This window comes from Desertivirga arenae (assembly GCF_017355785.1).
Classification (GTDB): Bacteria; Bacteroidota; Bacteroidia; order Sphingobacteriales; family Sphingobacteriaceae; genus Desertivirga; species Desertivirga arenae.
Genome location: NZ_JAFEWE010000015.1, coordinates 1 through 25,230, shown reverse-complemented (window position 1 = coordinate 25,230; position 25,230 = coordinate 1). Strand labels below are relative to the sequence as shown.

Genomic DNA, 25,230 nt, shown 5'->3' with positions numbered 1-25,230 from the left:
ATAGAATCCTGCTTTCAAGGCCCTGAAGATGCCTGGAAAGCAGAATAAAGTACCTATTTTAATTTGCTAAGAGCTTCCTTTATTCGTGGGATCATGGCAGCAATTTCTTCTGCAGAGCATGCTCCTACTGAGGCTCTGAACCAATTAATTTCATGTCCGGTACCAAATGCGGAGAATGGTACTAAAGCTACTTTAGCTTCTTTAATGAGATAAAAGTTGATATCTGAACTATCCTGCAGGACAGTTCCATCTGGGGTGGTCTTTCCGGTATAGTCAAGTTTCAGGGTAAGATAAATAGCTCCCATTGGCTCTATGGCATCTACTGCAAAACCGTCGGATTTCAATTCCTGAAACCCTTTGTACAAGGTATCCAAACTGGCCTGGATCCGTTGTTTAAATGTACTTAAGTATTTTGATACGGCTTCTCCATTATTCAGGTAATTTGCCATAGCTACTTGTTCTGGTTTTGGTGCCCATGCCCCCATGTGGCCTACGATCGAACGCATTTTATCAATTACATGAGCTGGTCCGAAACCCCAGCCTACACGAACACCCGTGGCGGCAAAACATTTGGAAGCTCCATCGATATAGATCACGTAATCTTTTATCTCCGGGCGAAGGCTTACGGGATCAACATGCTGATGATTTCCGAAGGTTAGCATAGCATAAATCTGATCGTAAAGGATGTACAGTGGTTTTTCCCCAGCCTGGCGCTTTTTATTTTCTTCGAGTACCATGTCGCAAATCTCTTCCAGGTTTTCTTTTCCGAACATGGTGCCGGTAGGGTTAAGTGGAGAGCAAAGTGCGAGTAAGGTAGCACCGGAAATATAAGGGCGCAGATCTTCTGCCGTTGGCATAAAGTTGTTTTCTGCCAATGTAGGTACTGCAATTCCTTTGGCAGAAGTAAGATCACAGTAATGATTATTATTCCAGGACGGCGCCGGGAAAATTACAGTATCCCCCGGATCGATCAATGCCAGATAGGTAGCATAAATAATAGGACGGGAGCCACTGGAAATAAGTATCTCATTGGTGCCAAGCTCCAAACCAAACTCTTTCTTCATAAAAGAACTCACGCTTTCACGCAGGGTTAGAAGACCGTCTGCCGGAGGGTAGTTTGTTTGGTGTTGGTCATACGCCTCTTTAATTCCATTGGTTAATTCCTCTGGAATGGGAAATAAGGAAGCATCAAAATCGCCTATGGTAAGGTTAGCAATTTGCTGACCTTGTTTCTTTAATTCATTTATTTCGCCTGCAATCTTAATGATCTCAGAGCCTTTCAAGTGCTGTGCTAAACGGGATACTGGCATTTGTTATAAATTTCTGCAAATTTTCAAGCCTGGTAAATTAGGCTGAATGGAGCCAAATATACGTGTGTTTAGGCTAAGCTCCTTATAATAATGCAGATAATTAGCGCCTGGCAAGAGGTTTTATTACTCTTATAAAACAAATAAGGGCAAAAGATCGATCTTCTGCCCTTATTGATATTTCTGCTAAATGTTCTATTTCAGTAACTCTTGAATAGCAGTTTCAACCTTTGAGAAGTTGAAGTTTTTTAGCGTATGATTGAATAAGTCTTTGATCTGAGTATTGCAAAGATTGCCCAGGCTTCCTTCATGCGTATGCGCTACTTTTTCAGGAGCTTTGAATTCACCTTTTTCAATTTCATATCCTACCTTTTTATAGGCTTCTCTGAAAGGCATTCCTTTTAACACTTCTTCATTTACAGCCTCCACACTGAATAGGTACAAATATTTCTCATCCTTTAGTATGCCATCTTTAACTGTAATATTCTGCAACATGAAGGCAGCCATTTCGAGACATTCATTTAGCGACTGAAAAGCGGGGAATAGATTTTCCTTTAGCAATTGCAGATCGCGGTGATAACCAGAAGGAAGGTTGGTGGTCATCAAAGCAATTTCATTCGGTAATGCTTGTATTTTATTACAGCGGGAACGCATTAGTTCAAAAACATCAGGGTTCTTTTTATGAGGCATAATGCTCGAACCGGTAGTCAGCTCATCAGGAAAACTGATAAAGCCAAAATTTTGATTAATGAACAGGGTGATGTCCATGGAGAACTTGGCTAAGGTTGCAGCGATGGATGACATTGCCTGAGCAAGGATACGCTCCGTTTTTCCTCTTCCCATCTGGGCATAAACCACATTATAATTCAATGCTTCGAAACCGAGCAACTGAGTAGTCATGGTCCGGTTTAAAGGAAAAGAAGATCCGTAACCAGCTGCTGAACCAAGAGGATTTTTATTGCAAACCTTCCATGCAGCCAGCATCAGTTCCAGATCATCAACCAGACTTTCTGCATATGCTCCAAACCATAGGCCAAAGGAGGAGGGCATGGCAATTTGAAGGTGCGTATAACCAGGAAGCAATTTTTCCTTGTGTTCTTCGCTAAGAGAGATTAGTTGCTTAAAAAGAACCTCGGTGTTCTCTACAGTGCGCTGAATCTGACTTCTGAAATACAGTTTTAGATCAACCAGCACCTGGTCATTGCGTGAGCGTCCGCTATGGATCTTTTTACCGGCTTCGCCTATCCGTTGCGTAAGTAATAGCTCTACCTGAGAGTGAACATCTTCTACTCCATCTTCAATCACAAACTCCCCGGCTTCAATTTCTTTATAGATATTTTTTAGTTCTTTCTGAACTGCAAGTAAGTCTTCTTTGCTAAGTAGGTTTATGCTTTCGAGCATACGGGTATGAGCAAGAGATCCCAGCACGTCAAACGCAGCCATCTCTGCATCAAGCTCCCTGTCTCTTCCAACAGTGAATGTTTCTACTGATTTTTCTACCTGTTTATCTTTTTGCCAAAGCTTCATTTGGATTTACGATTTTAGATTTACGAGTTACGATTGACTTGCCATTGCCTTCCGCAGTGTTGTAATTGAAGATACAATGATAGAAAGAAGTTCGTTAGCTTCCTTCCAGGTTTTAATAATTGTTGTCTTTTGATCCTGATTGAATTCGACTAAAAGTTCAAGAAAGAACATGCTTTCGTCTAGTTCCTCTTCAACGATCTTTAGCTTATTAATGAAATCTGCCTTTGATTTCGCCCTGCATGCCGCTCTGTAATTAGCTCCTACAGAACTAGAACAGCGTATGATTTGATTTGAATAATCCTTGTTAATGATATTAAAAGGTAAAGATTGTACTAAATGAGCTATTTCTATAGAAAAAGCTTTTGTTCGTTTCTTTAGTATTTCTTTATCCATCGGAGATTTGCTATATAGTGATTGTGACTTACTAATTTTGTTAGTATTTCGGTATGCAAATTGGTGAAATTTCTAGGAATCGTAAATCTAAAATCGTAATTCGTAAATCAAATAAGTTTTTCCAGCATCTTTATATAAAGCTCCACCCCTTCATAGATTTCGTTTACGTAAATAAATTCATCAGCTGAATGAGATCTGGCGCTGTCACCTGGACCTATCTTTACAGAGGTGATATCCAGTAAAGCCTGATCACTTGTTGTGGGCGATCCATATGTTTTCCTTCCCAAAGCCAAACCGGCTTGTACAAATGGATGATCCTTGCTTATTGAAGAAGGCTTTAAGCGAGTTGAGCGAGGGGTAACATCACATGAAACATGCCGTTTTACTATCTCAACAACTTCTTCATTCCGATAAGCATCCGTTACGCGGACATCTACTGTAAATGTGCATTGTGCTGGCACTACATTGTGTTGAGAACCGGCATTAATTACTGTAACCGACATTTTTGTTGGCCCGAATAATTCTGATTCTTTTGGAAACTTATAAGTTCTGAACCACTCGATGTCTTTTAATGCCTTGTATATAGCGTTTTCACCTTCTTCTCTTGCAGCGTGTCCTGCCTTTCCATTTGCCACGCAGTCCAGAACGATTAAGCCTCTTTCTGCAATAGCGAGGTCCATCAAGGTAGGTTCGCCCACGATGGCAAAATCTAAAGGGCCAAGCGCAGGCACGAGAGCTTCAATCCCATTCTTTCCAGAAACCTCTTCTTCTGCCGTAGCAGCCATACACAAGTTATATTTCAGGTTTTCCTGATGGTAGAAATGCCGGAAGGTTGCAATAAGTGACACAAGGCATCCCCCTGCATCATTACTTCCCAAGCCGTATAGTTTGCCGTCTTCTATATCCGCAGAGAAAGGATCCCTGCTATAACCAGCGTTTGGCTTTACAGTATCGTGGTGAGAATTTAACAGGATAGTGGGTTGGGCAGGATCGTAGTATTTATTAAAAGCCCAGATATTATTTCCCTGTCTATTAGGTTCCAGGCCGCTTCTTTGAAAAAAATCTGCAATAGCGTCTGCCGTTTTATCTTCTTCTCGCGAAAAAGATGGAATTGCGATCAACGTCCTTAAAAGGCCAATGCTATCTTCAGCGAATTGCTTTGACATTAGTTGGTATCCTTATATAGTCCGGCAGCTTTAACTGAGGCTAGTTTAATACCCTTAATTAATGCAGCGCTAAAGCCATTATGTTCCATTTCATTTAGTCCCGCAATTGTACAGCCTTTCGGGGACGTTACCTTGTCAATTTCATGTTCAGGATGCGATCCATGGGCCAGTAATAAGTCGGCAGCACCTTTCGCTGTTTGCACGGCCATTTTAAGAGCGTCTTCTGCATGAAAGCCGATTTCAACTCCACCCTGGGATGCTGCCCTGATCGATCTTAAAAAGAACGCGATTCCACTTGCACATAAAGCTGTAGCTGAAGACATCAATTCTTCATTTATCTGAACTACAGAGCCAACTGTTTCAAAAAGTTGCTTTGTCAGATCTACATTACCCTGAGCCGCATTATCGGTAGTTATACAGGTCATGGATTGTCCTATGGATATCGCCGTGTTAGGCATAGCGCGAACTACCTGTATGTCATCAGAAAGGTGAGTTTTAATATCTTTACATGCAACTCCAGTTACAACTGAGATAATTAAATGCTTTTTAACATCTATGGCGTCTTTGATTTCTGCCAAAAGTGCATTCAATTGTTGTGGAAGTACGGCCAGAACAATAATTGAAGCGTTTGCGACTGCTTCATAATTGTTAGTGGTAGTTGAGTATCCCTGGAGTTTCTGAACAGACAGGTTTTCGATGCTCCTGCGAGTTAAAGTTATTTGGGATGATTTATAAGTCTTTGATTTTACTAAACCATCAGCGAAAGCTAAACCCATGTTTCCGCTTCCAAGTATTGCGATGTTTCCTTCTAAATTCATGTTATTCAAATAATCTTGTTCCAAAACTTTGTTCATTTAAATAAGGGAGCTCATCGGACTTACCGATGTAAACTTCGCTCACTCCGCTATTGATTGCCTTAAATGCATTTTCTAGTTTTGGAAGCATCCCTCCTGCAATTACATTGTCAGCTTTTAATCCTGCAAACTCAGAAGAACTTATTTCTCTGATGACAGACTCATCACTGTTTACGTCTCTTAATACTCCTTTCTTCTCAAAGCAATAGACAAGACTGGTTTTATAAAGGCCTGACATTGCAACGGCTATAGAAGAAGCAATTGTATCGGCATTGGTATTTAAAAGTTGTCCTTCTCCATCGTGCGTAATTGCTGAAAATACAGGAACAACTGCCGTTTCAAGCAACGCAGCTAGTTTTTGGCTGTCTACAGAGTAGGGGTTTAAATCTCCAACAAACCCATAATCAATATCTTTAACAGGTCGGCGTGCTGCCCTGATCAAGTTTGCATCTGCACCTGTTAAACCAATAGCATTACAGGAAAACCGTTGTAATTGAGCTACAATATTTTTATTGATTAGGCCTGCGTAAACCATAGTTACCACCCTTAAAGTTTCGATGTCTGTAATTCTTCGCCCGTCGACCATTTTTGGTTCAATCCCCATGGTATGAGAAAGGTCCGTCGCAATTTTACCGCCTCCATGGATCAGGATCTTATATCCGTCAAGGGAAGCAAAATCATTCAGGAAGTAATGAAGATTTTCAGAGTTATCTATAACATTACCGCCAATTTTAATAACATAAAGAGGCTTCATTATTGTATGCCCTCCAGTATGCCTTTAAGAACAGCTTGGGCTGCCCAGACGCGATTTGCTGCTTCTTTGATAACTAAAGAATCTTCACTGTCTAAAATATCCGATCCGAGCTCGAGGTCTCTCCGTACTGGTAAACAATGCATTACTTTGCCACTGTTGGTGATCTTTAGCTTTTCCTGGTTCATCATCCAGCCTTCGCCTTCTGTCAGGATCTTGCCGTAATCTTTGTAGCTCGACCAGTTTTTTACATAGATAAAGTCGGCACCTGCTAAAGCTTCGTCTTGATTGTAGGTGATGGTTGCCCCCGGAGTAAACTGCTCAGCTAATTCATATCCTTCAGGATGCGTGATCACAAAATCGATCATCCCTTCTTCCTGAGCTTTGCACATCCATTCCGCGAACGAATTTGGAACAGCCTGAGGAAGCGGTTTCACGTGAGGAGCCCAAGTTAAAACAACCTTTGGTTTCGCCGTTTTCTTGTATTCCTCTATTGTTACAAGGTCGGCAAGGCTTTGCAGAGGGTGACGAGTGGCACTCTCTAAGCTAACAACCGGCAAACCACTATATTTTATAAACTTATTGAAGATATCTTCACTATAGTCTTCTTCTTTATCTTTTAGGGACGGGAAAGAACGAATTCCCAGAATATCGCAATACTCGCCCATTACCCCAGCTGCTTCGCGGATATGTTCAACAGTGGTACCATTCATCACTACTCCATCCCGTGTCTCCAGGGCCCATCCCTCTTTGTCAATATTCATCACAATTGGAGTCATACCTAAATTAAGAGCGGCTTTCTGAGTACTTAAGCGCGTGCGAAGACTAGGATTAAGGAAGATTAGTCCGATGGTTTTATTTTTTCCTAAATGCTGATGAGCAAAAGGATCTTTTTTAAGTGTTAAAGCTTCCTGTACAATAGCAGGAACGTTAGCAACGTCGTGTACTGAGGTGAATTGTTTCATTTCTTTGAGGTGAAAGGTAAAAGCAGAAAGGTGAACGCTTCCTGCAAAAGCCTTAAGGCAAAATTATAAAAAAAGCTATGCTCCGAAGCTTTAAGCAGTCGGAAGCATAGCTCTTATTTTATTAATGGGAAAGCCCCTGTTTTTAAGCGCTTACTTCTGCAGCTTTCAATATTGTGCTGAACGACTCGAGGAAACGATCAGCATGAGCTTTACTCAAGTTAAGCGCAGGAAGTAATCTGATCACATTCGGTTTTGCTTCGCCGGTAAAAATATGATGCTTAAATAGAAGCTCTTTTTTAACGTGGCTCAGCTCTTCTGGAAGGTCAATACCAATCATTAATCCGCGACCTCTAACTTCTCTAATCTGACTGAACTTATTCAATTCTTCAATAAGGTACGATCCAACCGTGGAAGCATTTTGAAGCAGATTATCTTCTTCAATAACTTCCAGAACAGCTAACGCTGCCGCGCAAGCCAGGTGGTTCCCACCAAATGTGGTTCCCAGCATTCCATGCCATGGTTTAAATTTAGGTGCAATTGAAATTGCTCCAATTGGAAACCCGTTGCCCATACCTTTAGCCATCGTATAAATATCTGCATTTATACTTGCCCAATCGTGTGCGTAGAACTGACCAGTTCTTCCATATCCATCCTGAACAGAGTCGGCTATAAAAACAGCGTTATATTGATCACAAAGTGAACGGATCTTTTGAAGGAAGCCTTGAGTGGCAACCTTTATTCCTCCAACACCCTGTATACCTTCAATGATCACTGATGATATTTCGTTCCCAAACTGGATAAAAGCCTGCTCTAATGCAGATTCATCATTATGAGGAAGGAAAATAATGTTATCAGTCTCGTTTACGGGAGCAACAATTTTTGGATTATCGGTAGTAGAAACAGCCAAAGAGGTACGACCGTGAAAGGCACCTTTGAAAGCGATTACTTTCTTACGTCCGTTATAAAATGAAGCAAGCTTCAAAGCATTTTCATTTGCCTCGGCGCCGGAGCTGATCAGAAATAAGCTATAGTCTTCTTTTCCTGAAACTTGTCCCAGTTTTTGAGCCAATGCCTGTTGCAATGGAATTTCAACAGAGTTGGAATAAAAGCCAAGCTTATTTAGTTGTTCCGTAACTCGTTCAACATAATGAGGATGAGTATGTCCGATAGAAATTACAGCGTGGCCGCCATATAAGTCTAAATATTCTTGGCCTTTACTGTCCCAAACAAGGCTGCCTTGCCCTTTTACAATCTCAATCGCGTTGATTGGGTAAACATCAAAAAGATTCATAATGAGAGTCCTCCATTCCCTTTCGGGAGCTTTTAATTTCCCCCTTCAGGGGGATAGGGGGTTAAAACGCTGCTGCCTTCAGTCTTAATCCTGCTCTCTCGTCTAATCCAAACATAAGGTTCATATTTTGAACTGCTTGTCCGGATGCCCCTTTTAATAAGTTATCGATAATGCTTAGTATCAGTACTTTGTTTCCGTGTTTCTCTACATGAACTAAACACTTGTTAGTATTTACAACCTGTTTTAGGTCGATATTCTTTTTGCTAACGTGAGTAAACTCATGTCCTGCATAATATTGTTCGTATAGATTCTCCAGGTCCTCCTGGCTTAAATCTGATTCTGTGTAAATCGAGGCCATGATGCCTCGGGTAAAGTCACCCCGGTAAGGAACAAAGTTGATCTCTTCAGCAAAAGTTGGTTGAAGCTGATGAATACTTTCACCAATCTCTTTCAAATGCTGATGACTGAAGGCTTTGTAAACCGACAGATTGTTATTTCTCCAGCTGAAGTGAGAAGTTGAAGAAAGGCTTTGTCCTGCGCCGGTCGAGCCTGTAGTTGCGGAGATATGAACCTCTTTGTTTAGCAGTCCGGCTTTTGCCAAAGGAAGTAACGCTAATTGCAGGCAAGTAGCGAAACAACCTGGATTAGCTATATTTTGAGCAGATTTTATTCTTTCTCTATTAAGCTCGGGTAAACCGTAAACGAATGCTTTGTTTGCGATACCAGAAGCTTTTCCCAATCTGAAATCCTGAGAAAGGTCTATGATCTTGATTTTATCGTTAACCGGATTTGCTTCCAAAAACTTCCTGGCATCGCCGTGACCAGCACATAGGAAGAGTACGTCTATATCCTGGGAAAGGTCACTGGTAAATTTAAGATCAGTATCGCCGATTAGATCAGTGTGAACATCGTAGATAAAGTTACCGGCGTTACTATTGCTATTAACAAAGGCAATTTCAACGTTTGGATGGTTTACAAGAATACGTAGTAATTCGCCTCCGGTATAACCTGCTCCACCAACAATACCTGCTTTAATTTTATTCGACATTGATTCTGTCATTAAGATTTTAAGGATTGAAGAAGAGGATAATCATATCCTCTTCTTCATTATATTAGAGCCTACTTCAAATGCCTTTCAGGCAATTTTGCTAGGGAACTAGGAGTTTACGTTATGGAAAATCTTCACCTGATTTCCAAAGATCTTAGAGAAGCCTTTTACGTCTTCACCAGTGTAGCCTTCGTTCATCTCTCCATAACTTCCGAATTTGCTAGCCATTAAGTCGTGGGCCGACTCGATGCCAATAATCTGGAAACGGTAAGGTTGTAATTGAACGAACACTTTTCCCGAAACCGTCTTCTGGGAGTCGGTAAGGAATGCCTCCATATTACGCATAACAGGATCATGGAACTGGCCTTCATGCATCCAGGTACCATAGAAGTTAGCTAACTGGTCTTTCCAGCTTAACTGCCATTTAGTTAAGGTATGTTTTTCTAAAGCATGGTGAGCTTTAAGGATCACCATTGGCGCTGCCGCCTCAAATCCTACGCGCCCTTTGATGCCAATTATTGTATCACCAACGTGTACATCGCGACCTATACCAAAAGGGCCAGCTAACGTTTGTAATTCTTTGATCGCATCAGTAGGATGGTCGAATTTCTTATCGTTTATTCCTACTAATTCACCTTTGTCAAATTCAAGTACAACCTCTTCTGCATCTGATTTAGTAACCTGAGTAGGCCATGCTTCCTCAGGAAGAACTCCTTTTGATTTAAGAGTTTCTTTTCCTCCTACAGAAGTTCCCCAAATACCTTTATTAATTGAATAAGCCGCTTTCTCGAAGTTGAACTCCACTCCATGCGATTTTAAATATTCAATTTCTGCCTCACGAGACAATTTTAAATCACGGATAGGAGTAATGATACCAACCTGAGGACAAAGAATGTTAAAGATCATGTCGAAACGAACCTGATCATTACCCGCACCTGTTGAACCATGAGCAACATAATCTGCCCCAATTTGCTTCGCGTATTCAGCAATTGCAGTAGCTTGAGTTACACGTTCTGCACTTACAGAAAGAGGGTAAGTGTTATTCTTTAAAACGTTACCATAAATCAGATAACGAATTGCACTTTCATAATATCCTTTTACAGCATCAACAGCGTGGTGAGAAGCAACACCTAAAGCATAAGCACGTTTTTCAATATGCTCAAGTTCTTCTTTAGTGAAGCCACCAGTGTCTACAATTACAGAGTGTACTTCAAGATTTAAGTCTTTAGACAGGTAAATAGCACAATAAGATGTATCTAAACCACCGCTAAAGGCTAAAACTACTTTCTTCTTCATTTTTTAGAGGGTATTCTATTTAGGGAATAAGAGTTGATAAAAATGCTATAGATTTTACAGAACGTTTAATTGAATCTTCAATACGTTCAAGCAAGTTCGCTTTATGGGTCATTTCCTGTTCTTTTACAGGTGCGGCTTTTTCTTCCTCCTGTTGTTGTTTTTCAACTGGATCATAAAGCATCGCTGTACAGAGACAGTTCTTACGACCCTTCATGGTTAAGATCTCGTAATTAACACAGCTTTGGCATCCCTTCCAGAAATTATCATCCTGTGTAAGTTCTGAATAGGTTACAGGCTCGTATCCTAGCTCAGAGTTAATTTTCATTACAGCCAAGCCGGTTGTTAATCCGAATATCTTTGCGTCTGGGTATTTTTCTCTTGAAAGTTCAAAAATTCGCTTCTTGATGGCTTTTGCCAGCCCTGCTTTCCTGAAAGCAGGATTAACAATCAAGCCTGAATTGGCTACAAACTGTTCATGACTCCAGGTCTCTATATAGCAAAACCCTGCCCAGGTACCGTCGTTATGCAAAGCAATCACGGCTTTCCCTTCACGCATTTTATCTGCTACATACTGTGGGCTACGACGCGCAATACCGGTTCCCCGAGCTTTTGCCGATTCAGCCATTTCATCACAAATCTGTTCTGCATATCCTGTATGCGCGTCAGATGCTACTACTATAGAGAAATCGTTTACGTTCATTTTTTCAAAATCCGCTTATACGGAATAAGACTTTAATAGTTGTCTTTAAGGTGCCAGAAAAATTGTTAATTATTATTTTACCGAAACGGTACATCAAAAGGGCTGCCAAATCAGAAATCAAAATCTGGGCATGAACGGTCGTCGGGGACGAAAGATGAGTTTGTCACTGAAGCGTGGACGTACCATAACGCATACAAAGCCGTTTTTCGGCTGTTCAGCTGTTGTGATATTTAAAATTGATACGTTCATTTCTGTCTTTGACTTACAGTGCAATAATTAGTTTAAAGCGATGCAAAAGTATTGATAAAAAAACAAGTATTACAAGTTGAAATAAAATTTTTTATTCATTTGGGAGTCAAGAAATTACAGGAGAGGAATTTGCTTTTTCCCAATGATCATTCGAAGATGAATAATAACGGGGCGGGAAGGATTGAATGGAGCGACTAAGGAATTGACAATGAGGCGATTTTTAAAGTCGGAAAAATCAGGCAGTAGAACCTGCAGGTATTAGGGGGATTTTAAAAAAAGCCACATAGTTCTCTATATGGCTTTTAGATTCAATTTTTAAAGGATTTTAAAAGGGAAGGTCGTCATTAACTGAGTTGTGAATGCTGCTTAATTCGTCCTGTCTCTGCTGTCCTGCTGCGGTAGAGGCTGGACTGTTTTCGCCTTCTTTCTTGCCCAATAAGGTCATGTTCTCTGCAATGATTTCGGTAACATACCTCTTGTTGCCGTCTTTGTCGTCATATGATCTGCTTCTGATCTTTCCCTCTACATACACCTGTTTGCCTTTCTGCAGGTACTTCGCAGCAATATCTGCCAGCCCCCTCCATGCAACGATGTTGTGCCATTCGGTTTGCTCAACTCGCTGTCCCTGTTTGTTTGTGTAGGATTCTGAGGTTGCTAAAGTAAAAGTGGCAACGGATGTGTTCCCTTCTAAATGGCGGATTTCAGGATCTTTTCCCAAATGTCCAACCAGAATAACTTTGTTTACTCCTGACATTAGATTTAGATTTAAGATTTTTTCAATGTAGGAAATATATTTAGAAAAGAAAAAATGATTTTCGGCATAGCAAACTGTTCAAGTGTCTCAATATCTGTGAAAAACCAGTTTTTTTTCTCTTTGAAATGCTCCTCAAACTCATCAATAAATATAAAATTTACGTGTAATTTTTGGTGACTTAAGATATGTTTCACCGGGCCATACTGCCCTGTCAGTATCACTTTTTTTCCAAAAAGCTGCTCGAACTCGTTAGACTTTAGCATAATTAGAGGATCGACGGGGGCGTTAGTTTCGATAAGTGGAAACTCGTGCAGGTTTTGCCAGATGTCATTAGGGCCTCTCTTGTTGAAAAGAACATGCTCGCCTTTTCGGCAGATCAAATAATTGAAGTACCGGTTTCTAGTTTGAACCTTTTTAAGTTTTATGGGTAAAGTGTTTACAAGTCCTTTCCCGAAGGCTACACAGGAAAGCTGCAAAGGGCAGGTATCACAAAATGGATTCTTGGGTCGGCATTGTAACGATCCAAATTCCATCAGAGCCTGATTACTTAATCCGGGCCGTGCCTTATCAATCATTTCATTAGCTAATTCCGTAAAGATTTTCTTTGCTTTTGATGAATTTATTGGCTCTTCGACTCCGAAATATCTTGCCAGTAAGCGAAACACGTTTCCATCAACAACGGCCTTGGGTTCATCGGCTGAAAAGGATGAAATTGCCGCAGCAGTGTAATCACCAATCCCTTTCAGTTTAATAAGTTGGTCGTATTGGTTGGGAAAGTATCCGCCATGTTCTTCCATCACCAGCTGGGCTGTTTTATGCATGTTCCGTCCCCGCGAATAATAGCCTAGTCCCTGCCAGAGCTTCAATATCTCATCTTCCTGAGCTTCAGCGAAATCTGCTACAGTAGGAAAGCGTTCCGCAAAGCGGTAAAAATAGGGCATTCCTTGCTCTACTCTTGTTTGCTGCAATATGATTTCGGAAAGCCAGATCACATAAGGATCCCTGGTTTTTCTCCAGGGAAGATCCCGTTTATTCTTCTCGTACCAGGCAATTATATCAGTAATGAAACTCATCTGTTATCGTTAACTGTAAAGCGATCTGCAAAGGTAGAAAGCAGGTGCTAAAACGGTGCTCTCAAAAAAAAATTGAGTTTATTTTATGAATTCGATTTAAAGCAATACTTTTGCAACCCCAAAACAATTAAGTGTTTACGAAATAGTTTAACTCAATAAGACATGACTAAGGCAGAAATTATCGCAGAGATCTCAGGTAAAACTGGTATAGAGAAGTTAGATGTACAAGAAGCGATAGAAGCGTTTTTTAAAGTGGTGAAAAATTCAATGGTACAAGGTGAAAATGTGTACGTTAGAGGTTTTGGGAGCTTTGTAGTTAAGAAAAGGGCAACAAAAACAGCACGCAACATTTCTAAGAATACAGCTATCATTATTCCGGAGCACTTCGTTCCAAGTTTCAAACCGGCAAAAGTATTTGTTGAGAAAGTTAAAAACGGTAACGTTACAAAATTAGCTGCAGCTGCAGCCGAGGCAGAAGCAAACGCAGAAGCATAAACAACACACACACGCACAATAGATGCTCAAAGGAAAACAAATAGCAGTTATTGGATTGGTGGCATTACTGATGGGGCTATTGTTTTCATTAGACATTAAAGGTTTAGTTAAAGAAGAGGGGCAACACGCCGGAGAAGCAGCCGAAGGCGCTTCGCAGGTTCAAACACTTTCAATTGAAAGTATTTCTGAAGCAGCAAAACAAACTCTTAGCACTGATCTTGCACAGCAGATCAATGATCTTGAAAGTAAGCTTAAAGTAGCGTCTGGATCCGAGAAAGTTCAGTTGCAAAAGCAGTTATCTCAGACATGGGACGATGTAAATATTCCAGCTCCGGCAGCACTTTATTACGAAGAAGTTGCCAATTCAACCAAGTCTTATGAAGACTGGATTAAAACAGGGAATTTATTTACAACCGCGTATCAAAATACTCAGGACACAATCACTCAACCAGCATTAGTTCAAAAAGCAATTGCTGCTTATCAAAAGGCTGTTGAACAGCAACCTGAGAGCCTTGATGCAAAGACTGGACTTGGAGTAGCTTACGTGAGTGGTACCCCGAATCCAATGCAGGGAATTCAATTGCTACGTGAAGTAGTAGCTAAAGACCCGGAAAACATAAGTGCAAATATGAACCTTGGCTTGTTCTCTATGAAGTCAGGTCAGTTCGATAAAGCAGTAAACCGCTTTAAAACGGTATTAAAAAATGAGTCCAAACCAGAAACATGGCTTTACCTGGCTATGGCTTACGAAAGTTTGGGTGATAAAGAAAATGCGATAACTGCTTATACAAAAGGTAAGGAACTTGCAGCCGATCCATCAGTTGATAAGTTGGTTGACAAGAAATTGCAAGAATTAAGAATTAAATAATTATAAAACATTAAAATTTAAAAGCTATGCCAAGCGGTAAAAAAAGAAAAAGACATAAAATGGCTACCCACAAACGTAAAAAACGTTTAAGAAAAAATAGACACAAGAAAAAATAGGTAGTTTGGAGTTTGGAGTGCGGAGTAACGGGAAATTCTCAAAGCTCTCATACTATTGACTCAAAACGTATAAGACCTCCAGGCCTTAAGCATGGGGGTTCTTGTGTTTAATTATTCTGGTGTTGTACGTTTGGCGGATCCCCGCCACTAATTGAGTAGCTATTGGTAAAGGAATTAATTATTAATTCGAGCCCTAATGGGGTGACTATAGCTTTACTACAGGATAAGCAACTCGTAGAACTTCACACCGAGCATATTAACAATAATTACGCCGTTGGAGATATCTATCTCGGACGGATAAAAAAGATCATGCCCGGGCTAAACGCCGCTTTTGTGGACGTTGGCTACGAGAAGGATGCGTTTTTGCATTATCTTGACCTGGGGCCGCAGGTTCAGTCGCTTATAAAGCTGACTAAGATAGTAAAGAATGGCAGCTATAAGGATAAGCTGCTGGATAGTTTCAGAACGGAGGAGGACATAAACAAATCCGGTAAAATTTCGGAGGTGTTGAACCGCAATATGTTATTGCCGGTACAGATAGCCAAAGAACCAATTTCAACAAAAGGCCCTCGATTAAGTTCAGACCTATCTATTGCTGGTAGGTTCGTAGTACTGGTACCTTTTTCAGAAACCATATCCATTTCGAAAAAGATTAAGAGTAGTACAGAGCGTAGCCGACTTAAAAAGATTGTTGAAAGCATTAAACCAAGGAACTTCGGAGTAATCATCCGTACAGTTTCTGAAGGAAAAGGAGTAGAGGAATTACAGAAAGATCTACTCGATCTGATTGCCCGCTGGGAAACTTTCAGTACCCGGCTAGACAAAACAGAGCCTTCTAAAAAGATATTAGGTGAAATGGGCAGAGCATCCACTATTTTAAGGGATATTCTGAACGCAGATTTTACCAACATTCATGTTAATGATACTAACATTTACGAAGAGATAAGAACTTATGTTCAGGATATCTCTCCGGAACTGGAGCGGATTGTTAAGCTTTATAAACACCGCGAACCGATATTTGAACACTTTGGAATTGAGAAGCAAATAAAAGCTGCTTTTGGCAAAACGGTTAACCTTCCAGGTGGTGCTTATCTTGTGATCGAACACACCGAAGCGCTGCATGTGGTAGACGTTAACAGTGGAAACAGAACAGCAAATCCTGAAAACCAGGAAGAGAATGCTCTTCAGGTAAATAAGGAAGCAGCAAGAGAGATTGCACGTCAGCTTCGCTTGCGAGACATGGGAGGAATTGTGGTAATTGATTTTATTGATATGCACAAGCCAACCAACCGAAAGGAGTTATTTGATTACTTGCGTGAACAAATGGCCCTTGACCGTGCTAAACATACTATCCTGCCTCCAAGTAAGTTTGGACTGGTTCAAATAACAAGACAACGTGTTCGTCCTGAGATGAATATCGTTACTAATGAAAAATGCCCTGCCTGCGATGGCACGGGGGAAATTAAAGCGAGTATCGTACTGATGGATGATATCGAGAATAATCTCGATTACATTTTGAAAGAGCAGAACGAGAAAAATATTACTCTTTGTGTGCATCCTTATATTGAGGCCTACATAAAGAAAGGCTTTATTTCCAAACAAATGAGATGGTACTTTAACTACGGTAAATGGATAAAAGTTAAGGCAATACCTTCTTATTATTTAACAGAATTTCATTTCCTCAATTCCAAAGAAGAAGAAATCAAGTTATAAAAAAAGAGCGACCCCGCAAGGGTCGCTCTTTTTTTATAGTAGTGTTCTTGGCTATCTCTATCTAGCCAGCATGTATTTCTTTCACCCCTAAAGGAAGCAGTTTCTTTGTTTTTAAATAAGTGATCGATACTACGAGCAGTGTAACACTTCCTCCGAATACGATAGCCGGAACCGTCCCTAATAGTCTTGCGGATAGCCCTGATTCAAATGCTCCTAGCTCATTTGAAGACCCGATAAACATGGAGTTCACAGATGACACCCGCCCCCTCATTTCATCTGGCGTTAGTAATTGCATAATGGTGGAACGAATAATCACACTAACAGAATCAAAAGCACCCTCAAAGAATAAGAAAAATAGTGTGAGGTATAGGTTGCGGGATAAGCCGTAACCTATAATGGAAATACCGAAGCCTGTAACGGCGATTAATAAGTTCCTCCAGGGTTTATTCATGGGTGGGTACTTTGTCATCATTAACATAGTTAATACTGCACCTACAGCCGGAGCTGCTCGCATTAGTCCGAATTGCTCCGCCCCAACATTTAAAACTTCTTTTGCAAGTACCGGTATCAATGCAACCGCCCCACCAAAAAACACTGAAAACAAGTCGAGGCTCATAGCTCCCAGCATCATTCTGCTATTAAAAACAAATCGTATTCCTTCAGAGAGGCTTTTGGTTATACTTTCCTTCGGTACAAATTGGGCCGGATGTTTTTTAAGGAACATAACACAGGCAAAGGAAACAGCTAAAAGGATGAGAATAACAAGGAAGGTATTCGATACGCCGACCCCTGCATACATTAGCCCCCCTGCAGCGGGACCGGCAATAGTTGCAATTTGCCAGGAAGTACTATTCCATGTGGAGGAGTTTGGGTAATGTTCTCTGGGAATAATAGCCGCCATAAGCGAAAAAACAGTAGGGGCCATAAATCCTCTTGCAATACCTATCACAAATATCATTACGTATATGATCCCTACCACCTGTTTATGATTAATATAGCTGGCGGTGCCAGGAAGGGTAATAAAATAGATAACCAATGAGGATAGAAACATCCCGGCAAGGATCCATTTAAGCATTCCGGTTTTTTCTGATTTGTCTGCAACGTATCCACCATACAGCGCTATCCCTACCGATGGAATAGCTTCTGCAAGACCAATCATTCCCAGGGAAAGCGGGTCTTTAGTAAGATTGTAGAGATACCACCCTATTACAACAGCTTGTATCTGATATGCGAAGGTGAGAAAGAAACGAACGCCAAGGTAGGCTCTAAATTCCGGATATCTGAGAGATATATATGGGTCTTTTTTTATCTGCGTATTACTATCTGTCTCCACAAGTATCGTGATATATGTCAAAACCACAAATCTAGCTTAAACTTGTTTTAGGAGATGTTATTCCATGTAATAGCTTTGTCTTTTTTCAAGAAGTGTTCCCTTAATAGGCGGTTTTTTTCGTCTGCCAGTTCGGGGTCTTTTTCAAAGATTTGAATAACCTCTTCTCTGGCTGCCTGTAAGATCTGTTGATCCTGCGCAAGATCTGCTATCTTAAGATCTAGTACACCGCTTTGCTGCGTCCCCTCGATGTCACCAGGGCCTCTCAACTGCAGGTCTATTTCTGAAATTTCGAAACCGTCATTGCTTTTAACCATCGTTTCCAGACGAATCTTCCCTTCCCTGCTTAATTTATTACTACTCATTAGTATGCAGTAAGACTGTTCTGCACCCCGGCCTACACGACCTCTTAACTGATGTAATTGAGACAATCCGAAACGCTCTGAGTTCTCAATGATCATTACACTTGCATTAGGAACGTTAACTCCAACTTCAATTACTGTGGTTGCCACCATTATTTGGGTTTCGCCTTTTACAAACCGTTGCATTTCGAAATCTTTATCTGCCGGTTTCAGTTTTCCATGTACTACGCTTATTCTGTAGTCTGGAAGTGGGAACTCGCGACTTATAGCCTCTATGCCAGCTTCCAGATGTAAAAGATCAAGCTTTTCACTTTCCTTAATTAACGGGTAAACCACATACACCTGCCTTCCCTTAGCAATTTCCTGCCGTATTAAGCCAAACATCCTGAGGCGTTGATTTTCAAAAAGATGAATTGTTTTAATTGGCTTTCTTCCTGCCGGCAGCTCGTCAATAACCGATACATCCAGATCTCCATATAAAGTCATCGCTAATGTTCTTGGGATAGGAGTGGCTGTCATAACGAGGATATGTGGAGGGGTTGTATTTTTTTTCCATAATCGAGCTCGTTGTTGTACACCAAACCTATGCTGCTCATCGATCACAGCGAGCCCCAGGTTTTTAAATAGAACTTCGTCTTCGAGAAGAGCATGAGTTCCAATAAGAATGTCCAAGGTTCCTTCTAACAGGTTTTGATGAATTACCTTCCGTTCTTTCTTTGGTGTTGATCCTGTTAACAGCGCAACGTGTATAAACCCATCTCCCACCAAACCTTTGACTGATTGAAAATGCTGCTGGGCAAGGATTTCAGTGGGCGCCATCATACAAGCCTGAAAACCATTATCAATGGCAAAAAGCATGCTGACGAGGGCAACGGCAGTTTTACCACTTCCCACATCCCCCTGCACAAGCCGGTTCATCTGGTGCCCTCTCTGTGTGTCTTGCCTGATCTCTTTGATCACCCGTTTCTGAGCATTGGTTAGATCAAAGGGAAGCTTTTCACTATAAAAAGTATTAAACTTGTCTCCAACATGGGAAAAGATATGACCCCGGAAGCGCTGATTTCTAATCAACTTATTCTTTAAAAGCTTTAGTTGAATAAAGAAAAGTTCTTCAAACTTCAGGCGTTTTCTTGCCCTCTCCAGTAGGTGGGTATTGGGCGGAAAATGAATGTTAAATATTGCCTCTTTCTTCGCCAGTAGATTGAACTTTGTAAGAATGTAGTCTGGTAAAGTTTCCTCGATAGAATTAAGAACGCTCTCTAAAGCCGATTCCTGAAGCTTCTGTATTCCTTTTGTATCCAGTGAAAACTGTTTTAGCTTCTCTGTAGAATTATAAACAGGCTGAAGGCTTAAATTCCCAGCTTTGGCTGAATTAGGATTGTAAAGCTCCAGTTCAGGGTGAGCTATGGAGACCTTTCCGTTAAACTCATTTGGTTTCCCAAAGATTATATAGACGTTCCCGGGCTGCAATGATTTCTCAATCCATGTGATGCCCTGGAACCAAATGAGTTCCACTATCCCTGTTTCATCTCTTAATGTAGCAACCAGCCGTTTGCCGCGCTTTTCTCCATGTAGTTCTTTAGATACCAATCTTCCTAGTACCTGAACGGAGGGAAGGTCAGAATTCAGTTCCCGTACCTTGTAAAACTTAGTACGGTCAACATATCTGAATGGGAAATAGTTAATTAAATCTTCGTAGCAGAATATACCAAGTTCTTTTCGGATGATTTCCCCTCTTTTTGGCCCAACACCTTTCAGGTATTCAATCGGAGTTATTAAGGTATGATTTGCCAAGAACAGGAGAAATTTCAGTTAAGAGACTAATCTTTTGTTGCAATAACAGATATTTCAACATTCACCCCTTTTGGAAGACCAGCCACAGCTACAGTTTCTCTTGCAGGGAAAGTTGAAGTGAAGCAGGAACCGTATAATTCGTTCACGACGGGGAACAAGCTCATGTCACTAAGAAATATGGTAGCTTTTACTACATCATTAAATGTAAAACCGGCCTCGGTAAGAATAGCGCGCACGTTTTCCAAAACCTGTGATGTTTCGTTCTGAACTGAATCAATTACTAGCTCATTTGTATCGGGGTTAATAGCGATCTGACCAGAAACGTATAGAGTATCATTTGAAAGGATCGCCTGGCTATACGGACCAATAGGAGCAGGGGCTTTAGATGTATTGATAGTTTGCTTCATATTCAATATTAAGAAATAAGACTTCTAAAAAAACGGAATTTTATTTGAAGAACAGCCATTCGACAAGCTTATAGATAATGCCCAAAAGGAATACAGTAATAGCGGTAGCATTTATAAAATGCATCACTTTCAGGTTGAAACTTTCTGGTCTGTTTGGATCTTTTTTCCTGAAGAAGTACATAATACAAACATAAAAAACTTTTAAGCTCAAAATCTAATTTGTTTGCCTGGTAATTGGAGTTTTCCTGACTCTGTAACAAATGCAGATGCCCTTTAAGAAAAGAGCCCCTGCATTTTTTTAGACTGAACGGTCTATACCCATTTCCAATCCTCTTAATTCAGCTAATCCTTTTAAACGTCCTATTGCTGAATATCCGGGGTAAGTTGTTTTGTGAAGGTCATCCAGCATTTGATGCCCGTGATCAGGCCTCATTGGAATAGAGATGTTCTTGCGCCTGCTTAATAGCACCACCTCTTTTACAACCTCGTACATGTTTGTATTCCCTTCCAAATGGTTTGCCTCGTAGAAATTCCCCTCGGCATCCCTTTGAGTGCTTCGCAGGTGAAGAAAATGAATACTGTCTCCCAATCGTCTAAGCATTCCTGGTAAATCATTGTCCGCTCTTGCACCAAAAGAGCCAGTGCAGAAACAGAGTCCGTTAGCCGGACTAGGAACCGCATTTATAATTTCCTGAGCATCTTCTTCAGTGTTTAGAATTCGGGGCAAACCAAGAATGCTAAATGGAGGATCGTCTGGATGAATAGCTAATTGCAGTCCATTTTCTTCAGCAACCGGTGTGATCTCTCTTAGAAAATAGTAAAGATGTTCTTTTAGCTGTTCACGACTTATTCCCTCGTAGGTTTTAAGGGCCGTAAGAACTTCTTCTTTTGTAAATGGTTCATCGCTTCCCGGAAGGGCCTGAAGGGCGGTTTTAAACAGGCGCCGCTGTTCAGCTTCATCCATCTGCTGAAAGCGTTTCTGTGCTTTAGCAATTTCTTCGGCAGTATAATCTGCTTCTGCGCCTGGTCTTTTCAGTAAGAAGAGATCAAATGCAACAAATGCGGCTTTCTCAAAGTAAAGGGCCTTACTCCCGTCTTCTAAAGTATAGCTGAGATCGGTCCTCATCCAATCAAGTAACGGCATAAAGTTGTAAGTAATCACTTTCAAGCCGCACTTAGCTACATTAGTCAGGCTTTTCTTGTAGTTGTCAATAAGCAATCGATACTTGCCTGAATGCTTTTTAATGTCTTCATGCACAGGAAGACTTTCAATAACGGTCCATTTCAGACCTGCAGAGTGAATCACCTCAAGTCTTTTTTGGATTTCTTCCACAGTCCATACTTCACCTACCGGGATATGGTGCAAAGCCGTAACAACTCCAGTACATCCGGCTTGCTTTATATCCTGCAAGCTAACGGGGTCGTTGGGACCGAACCAACGCATTGTTTGTTCCATTAACATAGTCAGTAATTAAAGTTTAGAAACCAACAGAATTTCCTCCGTCTACCGGAATAATTGTTCCCGTAATATATTTAGCCCCTTCTGATGCTAAAAAGACAGCTGTTGTTCCGATATCTTTCGGCTCTCCGAGATAACCCATAGGTGTCCGCGACATAACTTTGTTTTTTCGTTCAGGATCAGAATTTAGTGCTTTTGCCGACATGTCAGTTGCAATAAAGCCAGGTGCAATTGAATTTACGCGAATGCCTTTTGGTGATAATTCTACAGCCATAGCTTTCGTCATGCCGTCAAGGGCAGTTTTGGATGCGGTATAAGCAATTACTTTAGGAATGCCGTACTGTGCGGCCATTGAACTGATATTAATAATACAGCCCCTCTTATTAGGAAGCATTGCCTTTACAACCTCTCTTGACAGGGCAAAAACTGAAAGAAGATTGGTTTGAATTATCGACATAAAATCCTCATCAGTGACCTCGAAGAATTCCTTCTTCATATTTATCCCAGCATTATTGACCAGGATATCTATTTTTCCATGTCTTTGGACTATGGCTTCTACAAGCCCGGGAATTTCATCAAGCTTACCAAGATCAAATGAAATTGTCTCACACAGATCTCCGAGCATTCCTTTAGCGTTATCAAGCTTAGCCTGATCCCGTCCTATGACGATAGTATATATATTATTTGCTACGTACTCTTTAGCAATTGCTAATCCTATGCCCGAGGCGCCACCCGTAACTATAGCTACCTTTTGATCTTGTTTTATCATCAATATTTCTTGTTTAGTTTCTAGTGATTATTTTATTTCCAGTGATGCTGCTTTTTGAGAGGACTGTCTATCCATTAGCTTGTGAGGAAGCAGCAGTGTTTGTTCAAAATTGTCGTCGTTATTGTTATTTAGTAGGGATAGGAGAAGTGTAGCTCCAAGTTCTCCCATTTCTTCACCTGGATAGTCAATTGTTGTTAGGTTAGGCTCTATTACCAATGCCATTGGATCATTATTAAACCCTACAAAAGCAATCTCTTCCGGAATCTTAACGCCATGCTTTTTTAACTCAAGCATGCAGCCAATTGCACAGGCATCGTTAGCAACGAACACTCCATCTGGCTTTTCATTCATAGCCAGGATTTGCACTGCTGCACTGGTACCTTCTTCGAAACTTAGCTGACTGATTATCAGAAGATCTTCCGAGGCAATAAGTCCATGGTCTCTTAATGCCTTCTGATAACCCTCAAACCGTTCTCTATAAACCTTTCCCGTTTGATTCCCGCCTATATGCATAATTCTCCGGCATCCTTTTTGGAACAGGTGATCTGCGGCTTCATATCCCGCCCTATAATTGTCAATAACAATATTTGGACATTTAGGGTGATTAAATACACGGTCGAAGAAGACTACAGGGATATTTCTGTTGATGAATTGTTCAAATTCACTGATACTACTGGTATCGGAAGCCAACGAAACCAGCAATCCGTCAACTCTGGCATTAAACAGTGTGCTAATGTTTTCTGTCTCTTTTATAGTTGACTCTAGTGATTGACTAATAATTATTTTATAACCCGCTTTATTTGCCACCTTCTCCATTCCTGCAATGGCATCAGACATAAAATTGCTATTGAGACGAGGAACAATGATGCCAATTGTATTTGTGCGTTGTAACCTAAGATTACTCGCGAAGCTGTTAAAGCGATATCCCAATTCTCTTGCAGTATCAACAATCCGCTTCCGGGTAGACGCACTAATAGAAGGATGGCCTTTTAGCCCCCGGCTTACAGTAGCTGCCGAAAGGTTTAGCTTAGTTGCTATATCGTAGATAGTAATTTCCTTTCCCATTAATGGATTAGCTACGTTTTGAATTTCGGGTTCATTTCTTTCGATGGCTAAAATAGGTAAATCTTAAACAACAATGCAATCGGTTGCATAGAAAGTACGGCGAGGACAGAAATGAATTAAATTTGCGAATAAAATAAAATAAGTGTTTCTTTATGCCAACGTTTGCACATTTGATATAGGCCTGATTACTTTGCACTTAACAAATTAACACAATGAAGGGAAGTCTTAAAGATTTAATAATTAAAAAATATTTCTTTCTGAATTTCAATTCTGTATCTTAGCGCAATCAATTATAAGTGTCAAGAAGACAATTCATTTTATATATACTCAAATTATGAAATTTTTTATCGATACCGCTAACCTCGCTCAAATTAAAGAAGCGCATGATTTAGGTGTTTTAGATGGTGTAACAACTAACCCAAGCCTAATGGCGAAGGAAGGAATCTCAGGTGAAGAAAATGTTATTAACCATTACAAAGCTATTTGCGAAATTACAGATGGTGATGTAAGTGCAGAAGTTATTTCTACAACTTTCGAAGAAATGATTGCTGAAGGTGAAGCATTAGCTAAACTTCATGAGCGCATTGTGGTAAAGGTTCCGATGATAAAAGATGGGGTGAAGGCGATCAAGTACTTCACTGAAAAAGGAATTAAAACCAATTGTACCTTAATATTCTCTGCTGGTCAGGCTCTGTTAGCTGCTAAAGCAGGTGCAACTTATGTGTCTCCTTTTATTGGTCGTTTAGACGATATCTCAACTGACGGACTAACGTTAATCGAAGACATCCGTACTATTTTTGATAACTACGGTTATCCTACTCAAATCTTAGCTGCATCCGCCCGTCATCCAATGCATATTATTAATTGCGCTAAACTTGGTGCCGATGTAGTTACAGCTCCTTTGGCTCCAATACTGGCATTATTAAAGCACCCATTAACAGATAACGGATTGGCTCAATTTTTAGCAGACCATGCAAAGGCTGCTTCACTTGTAACAGCATAAATCATGAACGTTTTAGAAGTTGATATAGACAAATTAAAAGATATCGCAACGCAGGTACGTCGTGATATTGTCCGCATGGTACACCAGTGCCAGTCGGGCCACCCTGGAGGTTCATTAGGCTGTACCGATTATTTGGTAGCCTTGTACTTCCATATCATGAAACACGATCCGAAGTTTAATATGAATGGTAAAGGTGAAGACTTGTTCTTCCTTTCTAATGGCCATATTTCTCCGGTGTTCTACAGCGTACTTGCTCGCTCTGGATATTTTGATGTAGCAGAATTGGCTACTTTCCGTAAACTGAACTCCAGGTTACAAGGTCACCCCACTACACACGAAGGTCTTCCGGGTATCCGTATGGCTTCTGGTTCTTTGGGCCAGGGCTTATCAGTAGCTATCGGTGCAGCGCAAGCTAAAAGATTAAACGGCGATGATTCTTTCGTTTACACTCTTCACGGGGATGGTGAATTGCAGG

At 40.7% G+C, this 25,230-nt stretch carries 25 protein-coding genes; 5 read left to right on the top strand and 20 right to left on the bottom strand.

Annotated features, from left to right (window positions below):
- Window positions 1–53: 53 nt before the first annotated feature.
- From J4N24_RS21245 to mutY, 13 genes are all read right to left on the bottom strand, one after another.
- A complete protein-coding gene (locus J4N24_RS21245; protein ID WP_207535766.1) occupies window positions 54–1,310 on the bottom strand; it encodes a pyridoxal phosphate-dependent aminotransferase in 1,257 nt (418 codons plus the stop codon).
- Between the two features lie 192 nt (window positions 1,311–1,502).
- A complete protein-coding gene (argH, locus tag J4N24_RS21240) occupies window positions 1,503–2,834 on the bottom strand; it encodes an argininosuccinate lyase (protein ID WP_207535764.1) in 1,332 nt (443 codons plus the stop codon).
- A 27-nt stretch (window positions 2,835–2,861) separates the two neighbouring features.
- Complete coding sequence (locus J4N24_RS21235) at window positions 2,862–3,227, bottom strand: four helix bundle protein (protein ID WP_207535763.1); 366 nt, start codon at window positions 3,225–3,227, stop codon at window positions 2,862–2,864.
- Window positions 3,228–3,334: 107 nt separating this feature from the next.
- Window positions 3,335–4,393, bottom strand: coding sequence for a M20 family metallo-hydrolase (locus tag J4N24_RS21230; protein WP_207535762.1), 1,059 nt, complete (start codon window positions 4,391–4,393; stop codon window positions 3,335–3,337).
- On the bottom strand, window positions 4,393–5,211 hold the full coding sequence (proC, locus tag J4N24_RS21225; RefSeq protein ID WP_207535761.1) for a pyrroline-5-carboxylate reductase: 819 nt from the start codon (window positions 5,209–5,211) through the stop codon (window positions 4,393–4,395). The genes J4N24_RS21230 and proC overlap by 1 nt, the downstream gene beginning before the upstream one ends.
- Window position 5,212: 1 nt before the next feature.
- Window positions 5,213–6,001, bottom strand: a complete 789-nt coding sequence (gene argB, locus J4N24_RS21220; RefSeq protein WP_207535760.1) for an acetylglutamate kinase — start codon at window positions 5,999–6,001, stop codon at window positions 5,213–5,215.
- On the bottom strand, window positions 6,001–6,963 hold the full coding sequence (locus tag J4N24_RS21215) for a Rossmann-fold NAD(P)-binding domain-containing protein (protein ID WP_207535758.1): 963 nt from the start codon (window positions 6,961–6,963) through the stop codon (window positions 6,001–6,003). The genes argB and J4N24_RS21215 overlap by 1 nt, the downstream gene beginning before the upstream one ends.
- 142 nt (window positions 6,964–7,105) lie before the next feature.
- Entirely contained in the window at window positions 7,106–8,254 is a 1,149-nt protein-coding gene (locus J4N24_RS21210; protein WP_207535757.1) for an aspartate aminotransferase family protein, read from the bottom strand.
- 61 nt (window positions 8,255–8,315) lie between these two features.
- The gene (gene argC, locus J4N24_RS21205) at window positions 8,316–9,302 is read right to left on the bottom strand and encodes an N-acetyl-gamma-glutamyl-phosphate reductase (protein WP_207535756.1); all 987 of its coding nucleotides are present in this window, start codon (window positions 9,300–9,302) and stop codon (window positions 8,316–8,318) included.
- 108 nt (window positions 9,303–9,410) lie between these two features.
- Window positions 9,411–10,598 carry an argininosuccinate synthase gene (gene argG, locus J4N24_RS21200; RefSeq protein WP_207535755.1) on the bottom strand — a complete coding sequence of 396 codons (1,188 nt, stop codon included), beginning with the start codon at window positions 10,596–10,598 and terminating at the stop codon, window positions 9,411–9,413.
- Between the two features lie 19 nt (window positions 10,599–10,617).
- Window positions 10,618–11,298 (bottom strand): GNAT family N-acetyltransferase, encoded by a 681-nt coding sequence (locus tag J4N24_RS21195; protein ID WP_207535754.1) that lies wholly within the window; start codon window positions 11,296–11,298, stop codon window positions 10,618–10,620.
- Window positions 11,299–11,872: 574 nt separating this feature from the next.
- Window positions 11,873–12,301 (bottom strand): single-stranded DNA-binding protein, encoded by a 429-nt coding sequence (locus tag J4N24_RS21190; RefSeq protein ID WP_207535752.1) that lies wholly within the window; start codon window positions 12,299–12,301, stop codon window positions 11,873–11,875.
- 11 nt (window positions 12,302–12,312) lie between these two features.
- Window positions 12,313–13,374: an A/G-specific adenine glycosylase gene (mutY, locus tag J4N24_RS21185; protein ID WP_207535751.1), complete on the bottom strand. Its 1,062-nt coding sequence runs from the start codon at window positions 13,372–13,374 to the stop codon at window positions 12,313–12,315.
- 162 nt (window positions 13,375–13,536) lie between these two features.
- On the opposite strand from mutY, the gene J4N24_RS21180 reads away from it, so the two are divergent.
- The 3 genes from J4N24_RS21180 (at window position 13,537) to J4N24_RS21170 (ending at window position 16,566) form a co-directional block, all read left to right on the top strand.
- Window positions 13,537–13,869: an HU family DNA-binding protein gene (locus J4N24_RS21180; protein WP_207424445.1), complete on the top strand. Its 333-nt coding sequence runs from the start codon at window positions 13,537–13,539 to the stop codon at window positions 13,867–13,869.
- Window positions 13,870–13,891: 22 nt separating this feature from the next.
- Complete coding sequence (locus tag J4N24_RS21175) at window positions 13,892–14,737, top strand: tetratricopeptide repeat protein (RefSeq protein ID WP_207535750.1); 846 nt, start codon at window positions 13,892–13,894, stop codon at window positions 14,735–14,737.
- A 278-nt stretch (window positions 14,738–15,015) separates the two neighbouring features.
- Complete coding sequence (locus J4N24_RS21170; protein WP_207535749.1) at window positions 15,016–16,566, top strand: Rne/Rng family ribonuclease; 1,551 nt, start codon at window positions 15,016–15,018, stop codon at window positions 16,564–16,566.
- Between the two features lie 61 nt (window positions 16,567–16,627).
- Here J4N24_RS21170 and J4N24_RS21165 read toward each other — a convergent pair whose 3' ends face one another.
- From J4N24_RS21165 to J4N24_RS21135, 7 genes are all read right to left on the bottom strand, one after another.
- Window positions 16,628–17,899, bottom strand: coding sequence for an MFS transporter (locus J4N24_RS21165; protein WP_207535748.1), 1,272 nt, complete (start codon window positions 17,897–17,899; stop codon window positions 16,628–16,630).
- A gap of 47 nt (window positions 17,900–17,946) precedes the next feature.
- On the bottom strand, window positions 17,947–20,052 hold the full coding sequence (gene recG / locus J4N24_RS21160) for an ATP-dependent DNA helicase RecG (protein WP_207535747.1): 2,106 nt from the start codon (window positions 20,050–20,052) through the stop codon (window positions 17,947–17,949).
- Between the two features lie 26 nt (window positions 20,053–20,078).
- Window positions 20,079–20,459: a RidA family protein gene (locus J4N24_RS21155; RefSeq protein ID WP_207535746.1), complete on the bottom strand. Its 381-nt coding sequence runs from the start codon at window positions 20,457–20,459 to the stop codon at window positions 20,079–20,081.
- Between the two features lie 40 nt (window positions 20,460–20,499).
- Complete coding sequence (locus tag J4N24_RS21150; RefSeq protein WP_207535892.1) at window positions 20,500–20,670, bottom strand: DUF6728 family protein; 171 nt, start codon at window positions 20,668–20,670, stop codon at window positions 20,500–20,502.
- Between the two features lie 87 nt (window positions 20,671–20,757).
- Window positions 20,758–21,915: a mannonate dehydratase gene (gene uxuA / locus J4N24_RS21145; protein WP_369806249.1), complete on the bottom strand. Its 1,158-nt coding sequence runs from the start codon at window positions 21,913–21,915 to the stop codon at window positions 20,758–20,760.
- Between the two features lie 22 nt (window positions 21,916–21,937).
- Complete coding sequence (locus J4N24_RS21140) at window positions 21,938–22,687, bottom strand: SDR family NAD(P)-dependent oxidoreductase (RefSeq protein ID WP_242691761.1); 750 nt, start codon at window positions 22,685–22,687, stop codon at window positions 21,938–21,940.
- Between the two features lie 27 nt (window positions 22,688–22,714).
- Complete coding sequence (locus J4N24_RS21135; RefSeq protein ID WP_207535742.1) at window positions 22,715–23,752, bottom strand: LacI family DNA-binding transcriptional regulator; 1,038 nt, start codon at window positions 23,750–23,752, stop codon at window positions 22,715–22,717.
- 334 nt (window positions 23,753–24,086) lie between these two features.
- Between J4N24_RS21135 and fsa the strand changes: the two genes are divergently transcribed.
- Together fsa and J4N24_RS21125 are read left to right on the top strand one after the other, a co-directional pair.
- Entirely contained in the window at window positions 24,087–24,755 is a 669-nt protein-coding gene (fsa, locus tag J4N24_RS21130) for a fructose-6-phosphate aldolase (protein WP_207535740.1), read from the top strand.
- 3 nt (window positions 24,756–24,758) lie between these two features.
- On the top strand, window positions 24,759–25,230 hold a 472-nt coding region (locus tag J4N24_RS21125; protein ID WP_305795575.1), incomplete at its 3' end, for a thiamine pyrophosphate-binding protein.